This is a genomic window from Neolewinella agarilytica (assembly GCF_900110645.1).
In the GTDB taxonomy this organism is placed as follows: Bacteria; Bacteroidota; Bacteroidia; order Chitinophagales; family Saprospiraceae; genus Neolewinella; species Neolewinella agarilytica.
In genome coordinates this window covers 104,075-116,768 of the sequence record NZ_FOFB01000014.1, presented here as the reverse complement: position 1 = coordinate 116,768, position 12,694 = coordinate 104,075, and the positions used below count along the sequence as shown (strand labels likewise).

Below are 12,694 nucleotides of genomic sequence, written 5' to 3'. Positions count from 1 at the left end.
GGGACGCAGAGGGAGTATTCTAAAATCCCAAATATCCAGCTCCCATGGCCGCACCTTGCAACCTGGAACCTTGCAACCTGCAACTTACAACCTGTAACCTGCAACCTAACAACAGCCACCCCTCCCCAACCGTTACCCTACCGATGATCCGATTCCTACTCCTTTTTTGGGCGCTGACGCAGGTGCAGGGGATGGCCAGTGGCCAGAGAAACTCCCCTACCCTTCTGCTGAGCAGGCCTGAAGAAGGTTGGTCGGATGCCCCACGGGAGTTTCCGGACAGCAGTGAAATGGCTGTTTACCTCGCTGAGTGGGTCGCCCGGCAGCGCGCCAAAGCGCACTGGGAAGCCTCCATTGATAGTCTTCACAAGGGTGAAGGGGATACGCTGCTCGCCATCGCCCACCGTGGCCCTGCTTACAGCTGGGCGGAGCTGCGGCCACCGGCCAATGCCCAAAGCCTTGCCTGGGCCAGAAAGGCGGGGTACCGGGAGCGGCGCTTCCGCGCCGGCCGGCCACTTGCCCCCGAGTTGTGGACGGCCCTGCGCGACAGTCTGGTTGTACAAGCCGCTGACGATGGCTACCCCTTCGCCTCGGTGGCACTGGACAGCATTTCCTGGCTTGCCCCCGGGCAGCTATCCGCCAGCATCAACGTGAGCCCGGGCCCGAGGGTCGTCGTCGGGGAAATACGCGTGGCCGAAGGCGCACGCGTTAAGCCTGAGTTTCTGGCCCGCTACCTGGGCTTACGCCCCGGAGACCCCTTCAACCAGAAACGGGTAAAACGTATAGGACGCTCGCTGCAGCAACTGCCCTATGTCAACGTAAAGGGGGCACCAACGATCAGTTTTCTGGACAGCCTGGCCTACTTCGATCTTCAGCTCACGCGCAAACCCGCCAGCCGCTTTGACTTCGTCATTGGTGTACTCCCCGGTAGCGGCGCCGATGATGGCCTGCTCATTACCGGAGAATTGAACGGAGAACTTTACAACGGGCTGGGACAGGGCGAACGCATTGCCGTTCGCTTTGAGCAACTACGACCACAAACACAGGAACTGGCCGTAGCCCTGGAATATCCCTTTCTGCTTAACCTTCCTTTCGGCTTCGAAGGGGAGCTTGACCTTTACCGCCGGGACTCTTCCTTCCTGAACCTCAATTGGCGCCTGGCCGCAAATTATCTGCGGGAGGGCAACGACAAGCTGTCCGCCTTTTGGGAAAACCGGCGGACGATCGTCCCTGGCGAAACGGGAGAAAGCACTCCCATAACAGGCGAGCTGCCGGACACCCTGGGCGTGAGTCGCTCTTTTTTCGGGCTGCAGGCCCGACGTAACCGGACGGACCGGCGCTTCAGCCCCCGCTCCGGCTACGCAGCGGATGTTAGTGTGGCGGCGGGCTTCCGCCGCTTACTGGATGTGGTGGAATCCGACAGCCTCAACGTCCGCAGCACCCAACTTAAAATAGAGGGCAGTCTGGAGGCCTACTTCGATCCGTTGGCGGGAACGGTCATTTATCTGGGCTTAAGGGGAGCGGGGCTTTTTACTGCGGAAGACGTACTGCCCAATGAACAGTTCCGGATCGGTGGTGCCCGACTGCTACGTGGTTTTGACGAACAATCGGTCTTTGCCCGAGACTACCTCCTGGCTACGGCCGAATTCCGCCTGCTGCTTGGCGGGAATGCTTTTCTCTACGGCTTTGTTGATGCCGGCCGGGTAAACTCCAGAGATAAAGCCCGACCGGACCTGAAAATTGATTACCCGCTCGGCTTTGGTGCCGGGGTCAATTTTGAAACCCGTGCAGGCGTATTCGGGCTGAGCCTTGCCCTGGGCAAAAGCAATGGTATTCCGCTCGACCTTGGCGCGCCGAAGGTGCACCTGGGCTATGTGAGTGTGTTCTAGCGTTTGGGCCGCTGGTTGATAACAGGGTCAGCCCCTAGTGTGTGCCGGTTCTCGAAGTATCGGGAGCGAAACTGGCGTGCCCCTGTCCTTCATCCGCTTCATCGGAGTCTTCCTGCGAGGCGGAACGCACGGCAGCAGCAAGTTCTGGAAGCCAGCCACTATCTTTTTCCAGCGCATTACCGACTACGATCATATCAGCGCCTGCATCGAGCGCCTGCACAGCCCGCTCCGGCGTGCGGATACCTCCACCAACAACGATGGGCAGGTCGACCTCTTTGCGGACACCGTGAATAATGGCCTCCGAGACGGGTTTTTGCGCTCCGCTGCCAGCATCCATATAGATAAGCTTCATGCCTAGCTGTTCACCCGCCAGGGCGGTGGCTGCAGCAATAGCGGGTTTATCAGCTGGAATCGGCGTCGTACCACTCATGTAAGAAACAGAGGTAGGACGTCCACCATCAATGAGGATATAGCCTGTTGCGATGGCCTCCAGATTCATTCTTTTGATGCGACCAGCCACAAGAACCTGGCGGCCAATCAACAGATCCGGATTACGGCCAGAGATAAGCGACAGAAGTAATAAAGCGTCCGCCTGTTCATCCAGCTGGTATACCGAACCAGGAAAGAGTACAACGGGAGTCGTGTTTGCGCTTGCCCGCAAAAGCTTCAAATAATATTCTGACTGCGGAGCATTGACCAGACTGCCTCCCCAAAGGAATACATCAATCAGACCATCATTAGCATAATCCGCTAACTGTTGCAGATTATCCCGTCTGGCTTTGTCCGGATCAATCAGGACAGCCAGTAGCTTTTTGCCGGAGGCGCGGGCTTGTTTAAGGATGGGATAAACCATAGGTCGTGGTGGGTGGCAGAAAGTAGGAGTTGCAAGGTACGGACAAAATCGGCTTACGACCGGATGGAACTTACCAAAACAAGAAAGACTCCGCACTGAATGAGTACGGAGTCTTTAAAAAGTGCCCAGAACAGGAGTCGAACCTGCACGTCCGCAATGGACACCAGCCCCTCAAGCTGGCGTGTCTACCAATTCCACCATCTGGGCAGTGGATGAAAGAATATGACTTTTGATGGCCACCATTCTTCCGGAGCGAGCGCAAAAGTAATGCGCGGTACACTTTTGAACAAGCTTCCGGGAGAAAATAGTTTCAATGAGCCAAAAAATCAGGCCGCCGGCCAGGGTAACCGCCCACAAAACGAGCCATTAAGCTCAGAAAATAAAACATCTCCTTTACCATCGCGTAGTAACGAAAACGCTTAGAACTTTATAAACTCTAACGCATTTAATGTACGTACATTAAATTTCATACAAATGAAAACTGTTCTTCATAAAGCGGATAGTCGCGGGCTCGCAGACCATGGATGGTTGAGGTCTTACCATACTTTCAGTTTCGCCAACTATTATAACCCTGAGCGTATGCACTTCGGCACGCTAAGGGTTTTGAATGATGACGAGGTAGCAGCAGGGCGTGGATTCGGACGACATCCGCACGAGAATATGGAGATCATCTCGATTCCGCTTTCCGGTGATTTACAACATGAAGACTCGATGGGTAACGTGGCCGTAATCCGTCAGGGTGACATTCAGGCGATGAGTGCCGGAACCGGGATTACGCACAGTGAAATGAACGCCAGCAAACAGGAATCCGTGAGCTTTCTGCAGATCTGGGTTTTCCCGAAAACGAAAAACATCACCCCGAATTACAGTCAGATTACACTGGAAAAGTCCTCTCTGCAGAACCAGCTTTACCAGATTGTTTCCCCTTTTGCTGAAGACGAGGGCGTACAGATAAATCAAGATGCCTGGTTTCACCTCGGTGAACTAACAACAGGGAAAAAGATCGACTATAATTTAAAAAAGAAAGGAAACGGGGTCTACGTCTTCCTGCTGGAAGGCAGCCTGACAATTGGAGATCAAGAACTCAGCAGACGAGACGGAATGGGTGTCTGGGACACGGATAGTCTGCACATTACTGCCACCAATGACGCGAAGGTCTTACTGATGGAAATCCCCATGGAGCGGACCCAGGCCTAAAACTTCCACTGCTATTAAAAAGGGACTTTCACTGCACCTGCGGCCCCGCGCCGCAAAACGTTAACTCAAAAGAAAAACAATAATTTATGTCTCACCATTTCATTGAATCCCTCAAGTGGCGCTACGCTACTAAAAGCTTTGACACCGACAAAAAAGTCAGCGCAGAGGACATTGCAAGCCTGAAGGAATCCATTAACCTGACGGCTACCTCTTTCGGTTTACAGCCCTTCCGGGTGATGGTAATCGACGACCCGGCGCTAAAAACGAAGCTCCGGGCCGCCAGCTGGGATCAGCCCCAGCTCGAAGAGAGCAGTCATGTTTTTGTCTTCGCCAGCAAACTGGATATGACAGCTGAATACATCGATGACTACGTGCGTCGTACAGCTGCCATCCGTGGCCTCCCCTACGAGGCACTCTCCGGCTACGGTGACTTTATGAAAAACAGCATTGCGGACAAGGATCCCGAATTTATTCAAGGCTGGAACCGCCGACAGGCCTACATTGCCTTGGGCACATTAATGGCGGCTGCTGCCGAACTCCGCATTGACGCCTGCCCGATGGAAGGTTTCGACCCGGCGCAGTACGATGAGTTGCTTGGCCTTAAGGAAAAGGGGCTCACCGCTGCGGTCATCGCGCCCGTTGGTTACCGCTCCGCTGAAGACCCAACCCAGCACGCCGCTAAAGTCCGGCTGCCCCTGGAGGAAATGTTTCTTTAAAAACAAGCGTTAACCGGCTTTGAGGGTCCGGACCGACATTTTGGACGTGGGAATCTTCATTTTTGTCTGATTCTCACGTCCACAATGATCGAATCGACCATCTTCACTGGAGGTTAGTTGGCTATTTCATGTACTCCCAGGCTGTCTGATAGAGGCCATGGTCTTCTACGTACTTCAGAAACCTGGCGAAGAATGGGTCATGCCCAACTGTAGCACTGTCCCCGATAACAACGAGGTATTTCCGGGCACGCGTCAGGGCAACGTTCATGCGGCGATAGTCGGAGAGAAAGCCAATTTCTCCTTTTTCGTTGGAGCGTACCAGGGAGAGGTAGACGACGTCTCTTTCACGCCCCTGAAAGCCGTCAACGGTGTTAATTGTCAGGGGGAAATCCGCCAACCGGCCTTCGGTTTCCAGCCGATCTTCGGCCTGCACTACCTGTTGCCGGTAGGGCGTGATGACGGCAACGGAGGGAAGTTCGTCCTCCGGCGGAACGGCACTCCGCAAATCCAGCATATGCTCGATTAGAATATCCGTCTCTCCGTCATTATACCGGCTTTTAAAACGGGGGTGTAATTTTTCCTCAAAACCGGTTCCTGCAGTATCGATAAACACTACAGATTCCCCAAGCGGGACACTGGGCAGTGTCCGGTTAGCTACCAACTCGGCCGCTACCAGCTGCCCGTCGTAGAAATAGTCATTGCTGAAGCCCATGATGGGCGTATTCATACGGTATTGAGTAGTGAGTAGCGCCCCTTCGTCGGGTCTTTTCTCCAGGCACTTCTCCAACAAGGTCACACTAAAGCCCTTCTTTTCTGCTTCCCGGTTCTTCACCGTAGGAGGCAACTGAAAGGGGTCTCCGGCCAAAACAACCCGGTTCGCCTTAAGGATGGGAATCCAGGTTGCAGGCTCCAGCGCCTGCGCGGCCTCATCGATGATGCAGGTCTTGAAGGTATGCTTGCTAAGCAGGGAAGCTGCTGCGCCAACGAGCGTACAGACAACAACTTGTGCCGTATCGAGTACGTGGTCAAGGGTTCGATCTTCGAGCTGCCGCGCCCAGCCGCTCAGTCGGCCGGCATCCCGGTAAAGGAGACCTTTATCACGGCCTTTCTTTTTACCCGCTTTTTTGCGGAGATCAGCAGCCTCTTTGCGGAGCTTTTTAACCTGAGCGGTATCGGGATGGTCGGCGATCTGCAAATCGAGCGTATGGCGCATGACGTCTTCTTCCACACGGCTGATGTTTCCGGTTCGGACGACCTTCAGGCCCATTTCCGCCAGCCGGAGGGTCACCAGATCGGCGGCGGAGTTGGAAGGCGTGCAGAAGAGGATACGGTCTTCAGTCTTGACCAGTTCGCCGACGGCGGCGACGAGGGTGGTCGTTTTACCCGTTCCCGGCGGGCCGTGAATTAAGGCCAGATGATCAGCTCCGACGACACGGGCAACGGCGCTGCGTTGGCTGTCATTGAGGTGGGCCAGGTGAGCGACGGCCTCGTCTTTTACCGGTCGGTGTTCGGCGGGGCGGACGCCCATGATTACGTCGCGAAGTTCTTTGACCCGGCCCCCTTCCACGGTTTCCAGCGTCTGCAGGGCGCGGTCCATTTCCACGTAGGTCCGCTCGTCAAACATCAGGTCAACCCCTACCCCGCCGGACTGCAGCCAGTCGGGCAGGTCTTCGCCCCCCAGGACGATCTTCATCTTATTCTTCTTCACGTAGTGGATGACCCCGGAACGTTGCGGGCCATTCGCCATCGGTTGGGTGGTGAATAAATTGATCGAGGTTCCGGAACGAAATTGGTGACTCTCCTCTCCTTCCCGGACTACCGTAACCGTAGGCCGTCCGCCAATTCCGTAGCCAGTTTCGGTCACCTGCAGGGGGTACCAGCTGTAGCCCTTCGCCACCCGTTTAACCAGGGGCATAGCCTGAATGACTTCAAGGTGTAGCTTCCGCTCTTCGTCCCGTTCCAGTTGAACGAGGTGACGGAGGTGAGTAAGTTCAGTTTTTTGGGTATCGGTCAAAGCAGGTCAGTTGGTTTGTTGGTAACCAACACTGGCCCCAAAGGGTTGCGTCTGTACCAGTCTCGTTTACCACAAAGCGCTGACCACTACCCTCCTTTGCACCTGCGGTGAGCGCCCGTCATCGAGTATGCGTTTGCCCTGCCCCCGCTTACTCCCTGCTCTCAAAGGGGTCACTCCAGCGTTCATCCGTATATACAGCAGTTCCGCCCAGCGTTTTCAGGAAAGCGACCAGAGCAGCACGCTCATCTGCCGTGATGTTTAGTCGCTGCGGGTTGCCACCGGAAGAAAGCCGACGGTCCAGTCCTCGGTTCACCGCAGGAATACTGTTGTAATGGTCGATAACGTCGTTAATGGTTGCCAAAGAACCGTCATGCATAAAGGGTCCGTTTTCTGCTCCATCAGGCCGGTAAAGGTCCCGCAAGGTCGGAGAACGGGTGATGTCCAACTCCGGTCCTTCCGCCAGAATAGAAGTTATGACCCCATTGTTCCCCGACCCCGGCAGAATGGAAAACTCTGGTGCCTGATGACAATCTCCACAACCTAAGCCTCCTCCGACACGGGTGCCGGTTCGGTCTAGTTGTGCATCTGCTAAGAAGAGCTGTTTACCCCGATTCTCTTCCTCCGTAAAATTGGGAAAATTCGCTCCGTTGTTTCCAACGGCCGCTCGTCCGGCATCGAACTTACTGTCAAAAGACTGGATACTGCGGATAAACTGAGCCAATGCATCCTGCATCCGGTCTTCCGTAATCTCACTACTGCCAAAGGCATTGGCGAATAACTCGTTGTAGTACTCAAGTCCACTCATGCGTTCGATAAGCTCTCCGAAGGTGGGGTCACCGTCTTCACCACTAAAGCCCATTTCGACATGGTCCCGAATGGGCATAGTGGCCTGAGTTTCCAGGCTATTGGCCCGTTCATCCCAAAAAAAGCGCTCCTCATTTCCAAAACGGGCATTAATTAAGCGCATGCTGTGCCGGGCAGTTGTGCCCGAAACACCGACGGAAGCAACAGCGTCATCTCCAAAGGCTAATTCCTGCACATGACAGCTGGCGCAGGAAATCGTGTTGTTGGCCGAGAGGGCCTGGTCATAAAAAAGCACACGACCCAGAGTGGCTCCTTCGTCGGTAATCTCATTACCGTCGGTATTATCCCGATTGATATAGCCGGGTATTGACTGACTGCCATAATTAAATGGGTCGCTCAGGTCCAGTGTACCATCAAAAATGGTTTCCACGCCTTCTTCTCCCGTTACGGGGTTGAGGTCAGTCATGTCCAGCGGATCATCTTCCTGACAACTACAAAAAAGTAGCAGGCACAGCAAGGAGGGCAACACAAACGAAAAAGGAATACGAAACATTCACCAGATATTTACCAATCAGTCCTCGCGATGGTTTTCGAACAATGAGGAACTGACTAAAATGTAGAAAAGGTAAACTTCCGGCTATATGTGATGGTGGTTTTGACGGTTAGACCCCGCTTTGGATTAAATCCTTCGGTAAGGGAGAAAAAATATATTGGGAGAGAGCATACATGATGTAGTTCCCCTCCCAGGGCGAGAGCGTTCCGTGCAAACAGGAAGTACGATCTGGCTCTAAGTAAAGGCATCGTCAAACCGGATCGGAGCACCAGCCCTTCTATCAACGAAAAACGACCGGCCATCAGTCATGAGGCATTGCACCTCATGACTGATGGCCGGTCGTCATCCTTCCGGTAACTGCTTATATTTAAAGTGCAAAAGCTACTCCGGCACCGAAATTCAGCCCTTTAAAGCCCGTTTTAGCGGCAATGACGGGTACATCATAAGGTTCCGTCAGGCTCTGCTCGAAGCGGCCTTCCACGAAGGCGGAGAAATTAGGCGCCAGCTGGGCCCGGGCGCCGAGGCCGCCAACGGCAGCCACGTGGAAGCGTTCGTAATTAATGGCATCGAGGTCAATGGAGGTGGTCATCAGGTTAAACTCGATGATCGCTTTGGCCGTCGTGCGGATGTTACCACCGGTAGCCAGGCCGAAGGAAGCACCACCAAAAACGTAGGGCTTGATGATTCCTTCCGTGGGAAGGTGTACCTGTACCTGTAAGGGCACATCAATGTAAGAGAAACGGGTTTTGGCCGAGGCGCCAAAGGGGAGAGAGGCACCAAACACCTCGAGATCTTCCGAAAGATTGAGGGTAGTTCCCCGCCGGCTAAGTTCCAGGCCGGAGCGCAGGCTAACCACTTCACTAAAGGCATATTCTAAATAAAGACCGGTAGAAAGGGAAGATGCATTCTCAAATTGATCCGCTACAATGTCTAATTCGCTGTCAGCACGCAGGTCAGAAAAGCCATATCCGGCGCGGAAGCCAATCTGAAACTGAGCAAAAGCCGCAGTACTAAAAGCTGCCAGCAGTAAAAAGGTGAAAAGGCTACGCATAGTGTAGTTCATTTTGTTGGTTTGACGGCTATAACGCAATAAACCGTCCGGAATTCGTCATGGAGGTGTTAAGACGGGTTAAGGCTTGTTAAGACACTTACTTTTCCGCCAAAAAGTTCCGGTAAATGAGCCTCCTTGCCTTTCAGGCCTTTTTCGCACCTGCGTCTGCGCCGAACAGGAAAGCAGGGCAAACACAAGCTCGAAGCTGAACGCTTACCGCACAGTAGCCCCGAATAGGAAGGTAGAAGACTCTCAACCAATCCCATTAATCCGTATCTTATCCCCTCAACCCAATTCACGATCTTGCGCGCTCTGTTTATTTTTTTGCTTTGTCATACACTGCTTTACGGGCAATCCGTTGATTCGGTCAACATCCCGGGCAGTGAGGTCACCTTCACGATGGTGCATCTCCCCGGTGGTGATTTTAAGATGGGTCCCCGGGGCCAGCTTGTCACGCTTTCTGCCTTTGCCATCGGCAGCCATGAAGTAACCCATGACGCTTTTCGCCTTTTCCAACGGCGGGACAACGACAACAACGAAGCCACAACAGACGACTACGACGCTGATGCCATCACTCGTCCTTCCCCACCCTATCTGGATTTTACTTACGGGATGGGCACCCGTGGTGGCTACCCTCAGGTGAATACTACCCAACAAGCCGCTCTGCGCTACTGCGAGTGGCTCTACCAAAAAACCGGGCGTTTTTTCCGCCTGCCTACCGAAGCGGAATGGGAGTACGCTTGCCTGGCGGATACCGAAGAGCCCGAACTCGATGAACGCCCCGATTATGGCTGGTTTTTCGAAAACAGTGAAGAAGCCTTCCATAAAACCGGCGAAAAGAAACCCAACGCATGGGGGCTCTACGACATGCTCGGCAACGTAAGTGAATGGACGCTCGATCACTACGCCAGTGATTATTTCGAGCAGATCACTAAGGCCACTGTCGATCCCTGGATCGAACCCACCAGAAAGCACAGCCGCGGCGTTCGTGGCGGTCATTTTGATATGGATATCGCCGACGCCGGTTGCCGCGTGCGGGAAAAGTCCTCCGCCAAATGGCAGGCCCGCGACCCCCAGATACCAAAATCCAAATGGTGGAACGCCGACAGCCCTTTTCTGGGCTTCCGCATCGTTTCCCCCGCCGATCAACCGGGCCCAAAAGAAGTCGAAGACTTCTTTATAAAAGCTATCATCGACTGACTCCGAAGGAGTCAAACCTCCTTAACACCGGATGAAGCTTATCGACATAGTCGATTGCGTAGTCCGGGGATCACAACCACCGGGTGAAGTCCCGGCCTTACCCATAAAAACATCCGATCATGCCAAACTCCCGCCGTTCCTTCCTCAAAAAAACCACCGCCCTCGCCGGCGGTCTGGCCATTTCCTCTTCTCTCGCTGCGGGCGTTCACAACTCCGTAGATGACGTCATTCGTATTGGCCTTATCGGCTGCGGAGGCAGAGGCACCGGCGCTGCCACCCAGGCACTGAGCACGAGCCAGAATGTTCGTCTGGTTGCCATGGCGGACGCCTTCCGCGACCGGCTGGACAGGAGTCACAAAAATATTGCCGGCCAGCTCGAAGACAACGACCTGGCCGCTGACCGGCTCAGCGTCTCCGAAGAGCACAAGTTCGTCGGCTTTGATGGCTATCAGAAAGTTATTGAGCTTTGCGATGTCGTCATCATCGCTACCCCTCCGGGCTTTCGGCCGATCCACTTTGAAGCGGCCGTGAATGCAAATAAGCACGTATTTATGGAAAAGCCACTGGCCGTAGATGGTCCCGGTGTCCGCAAGGTACTTGCAGCGGCCGAAATCGCTAAGCAAAAGAAGCTCAATGTAGTCGTCGGCCTGCAACGTCATTACCAGAAACTCTACACGGAAGGCTGGGTGGATATGCTGCAAAATGGGGTAATTGGAGACATCACCGCGAGCTACGTTTACTGGAACAGTGGCGGTGTTTGGGTTCGCCCACGTGAAGAAGGACAAACCGAAATGGAATATCAGATGCGCAACTGGTATTACTTCAACTGGCTCTGCGGCGATCACATCAACGAACAGCACATTCACAACCTCGATGTAGGCAACTGGGTTAAGCAGGCTTACCCCGTCATGGCCTCGGGCTACGGTGGTCGCCACATGCGCAATGGCAAAGAACATGGCGAAATTTTTGACCATCACTTCGTAGAATACACCTACGAAGACGGCAGCAAGATGATTAGCCAGTGCCGCCACTGGAAGGGCTGTGCCAACAAGGTGACCGAAGCTTTTGTGGGTACCAACGGAAGCGCACCGGCACCCGGGAAGATCATGACAAAAAGTGGCTACGCCCTGCTCAACCACAACGCCCGCCGCGATCCCAACCCTTATCAGACGGAGCACGACGTCCTGTTTGAAGCCGTCGCGAAGGGTGAATACAAGTTCGCGGATGCGGAGAACGGAGCCAAAAGTACCCTGACGGCTATACTGGGCCGTATGGCCACTTATTCCGGACAGGAGGTGAGCTGGAACAAAGCTATGGCCTCTAAACTCGACCTTTCCCCCGGGCAGTTTGACTTTAATGCTCCGCCACCGGTTCAACCATTGGAGTCAGGGTTCTACCCCGTTCCCGTGCCCGGGGAGACGCGGGTTTGGTAGGGAAGATATGCGCTACTTGACCTGGCCCCGGCCTTGGCACTTACTTACTCCTTATTTGGCCCTGGTATTGATCTGGGAGGCCGGCTTATTGTGCGCGCAACCGCAGTACACCTTCACCCATCCCGCCATGGGTACCGAGTTTCGCATCACGATCTCAGCGAAGGACACGAGCGGCTTATCATTCGCAGTGCGTCAATGCTTCGCCAAGGTGGATGCCCTGGAGCAAAGCATGAGTGATTACCGGTCGGGCAGTGAGCTGAATAAACTGACGGGCCAAACGGACTGGCAGAAGGTGTCACCTGATTTATACACCGTACTTTGCTTTAGCAAGCAGCTGGCCCGGCACAGTAAGGGAGCTTATGACCCGACGGCAGGGCCGTTGACGAAGCTCTGGCGGCGGGCGTTCCGGCAGCAGGAACTCCCGGAGGAAGAAGACATTTTTGCGGCGCGCACGCAGGTGCAATGGAAAGACCTGAAAACAGCAAGGAAAGGGTGTCTTCGCCTCCGGCGCAGTGATATAAAACTCGACCTTGGGGGCGTCGCCAAGGGCTACGCACTGGATGTTGTCGGCCAGCTACTTCAGGAAGCGGGCTTCACGGCCTTCCTCCTCGACGGTGGCGGAGACCTCCTCCTCGGTGATTGCCCACCGGATCAACCCGATGGGTGGGTTATTGATTTCCCGGGCAGCCAACAAAAGAGATCGCTGAAAAACATTGCCGTTGCTACTTCCGGAGATACCTACCGTTTTCTGGAGCACGCTGGCAGGCGCTACAGCCACCTCATTGATCCGCGAACGGGCTATGGAGTAACCCACCAGGCCATCATTACCGTCATTGGGCCGAACGCTATGATAGCGGACGGCCTGGCTTCGGCCATGAGCATCTCCGCGGGCAAGTGGGCCAGAAGGTATTCCTCTTACGAGGTACTGGTGACAGCGCAGAAATGAATCTGCGCTGCCACCCTTACTTTGCCTCTGCTCCGATTTTT

Annotated in this window: 10 protein-coding genes and 1 tRNA gene; 6 read left to right on the top strand and 5 right to left on the bottom strand. The window is 54.5% G+C overall.

Translation table 11 applies throughout. From position 1 onward, the window contains the following. The first annotated feature begins 44 nt into the window (after positions 1-44). Positions 45-1,886 carry a BamA/TamA family outer membrane protein gene (locus BM123_RS13575; RefSeq protein WP_090169395.1) on the top strand — a complete coding sequence of 614 codons (1,842 nt, stop codon included), beginning with the start codon at positions 45-47 and terminating at the stop codon, positions 1,884-1,886. Between the two features lie 34 nt (positions 1,887-1,920). Here the strand turns inward: BM123_RS13575 and BM123_RS13570 are convergent, their stop codons facing one another. Together BM123_RS13570 and BM123_RS13565 are read right to left on the bottom strand one after the other, a co-directional pair. Next, complete coding sequence (locus BM123_RS13570) at positions 1,921-2,739, bottom strand: geranylgeranylglyceryl/heptaprenylglyceryl phosphate synthase (protein WP_090169393.1); 819 nt, start codon at positions 2,737-2,739, stop codon at positions 1,921-1,923. 122 nt (positions 2,740-2,861) lie between these two features. Beyond that, positions 2,862-2,946, bottom strand: a tRNA-Leu gene (locus BM123_RS13565). A gap of 267 nt (positions 2,947-3,213) precedes the next feature. Between BM123_RS13565 and BM123_RS13555 the strand changes: the two genes are divergently transcribed. Further along, positions 3,214-3,936 carry a pirin family protein gene (locus BM123_RS13555; protein WP_090169389.1) on the top strand — a complete coding sequence of 241 codons (723 nt, stop codon included), beginning with the start codon at positions 3,214-3,216 and terminating at the stop codon, positions 3,934-3,936. 86 nt (positions 3,937-4,022) lie between these two features. After that, positions 4,023-4,652 carry an NAD(P)H-dependent oxidoreductase gene (locus BM123_RS13550; protein ID WP_090169387.1) on the top strand — a complete coding sequence of 210 codons (630 nt, stop codon included), beginning with the start codon at positions 4,023-4,025 and terminating at the stop codon, positions 4,650-4,652. A 121-nt stretch (positions 4,653-4,773) separates the two neighbouring features. Here BM123_RS13550 and BM123_RS13545 read toward each other — a convergent pair whose 3' ends face one another. The 3 genes from BM123_RS13545 to BM123_RS13535 form a co-directional block, all read right to left on the bottom strand. Continuing rightward, positions 4,774-6,666 carry an AAA domain-containing protein gene (locus tag BM123_RS13545; RefSeq protein ID WP_090169385.1) on the bottom strand — a complete coding sequence of 631 codons (1,893 nt, stop codon included), beginning with the start codon at positions 6,664-6,666 and terminating at the stop codon, positions 4,774-4,776. A gap of 148 nt (positions 6,667-6,814) precedes the next feature. Further along, the gene (locus BM123_RS13540) at positions 6,815-8,023 is read right to left on the bottom strand and encodes a cytochrome-c peroxidase (RefSeq protein WP_090169383.1); all 1,209 of its coding nucleotides are present in this window, start codon (positions 8,021-8,023) and stop codon (positions 6,815-6,817) included. 367 nt (positions 8,024-8,390) lie between these two features. Further along, positions 8,391-9,086, bottom strand: coding sequence for an outer membrane beta-barrel protein (locus BM123_RS13535; RefSeq protein ID WP_090169381.1), 696 nt, complete (start codon positions 9,084-9,086; stop codon positions 8,391-8,393). A gap of 291 nt (positions 9,087-9,377) precedes the next feature. Here BM123_RS13535 and BM123_RS13530 point away from each other — a divergent pair, with 291 nt between their 5' ends. The 3 genes from BM123_RS13530 (at position 9,378) to BM123_RS13520 (ending at position 12,653) form a co-directional block, all read left to right on the top strand. Continuing rightward, complete coding sequence (locus tag BM123_RS13530; protein ID WP_090169379.1) at positions 9,378-10,274, top strand: formylglycine-generating enzyme family protein; 897 nt, start codon at positions 9,378-9,380, stop codon at positions 10,272-10,274. Positions 10,275-10,393: 119 nt separating this feature from the next. Next, complete coding sequence (locus tag BM123_RS13525) at positions 10,394-11,707, top strand: Gfo/Idh/MocA family protein (protein ID WP_090169377.1); 1,314 nt, start codon at positions 10,394-10,396, stop codon at positions 11,705-11,707. 127 nt (positions 11,708-11,834) lie between these two features. After that, complete coding sequence (locus BM123_RS13520) at positions 11,835-12,653, top strand: FAD:protein FMN transferase (protein WP_217642166.1); 819 nt, start codon at positions 11,835-11,837, stop codon at positions 12,651-12,653. Positions 12,654-12,694 lie beyond the last annotated feature (41 nt).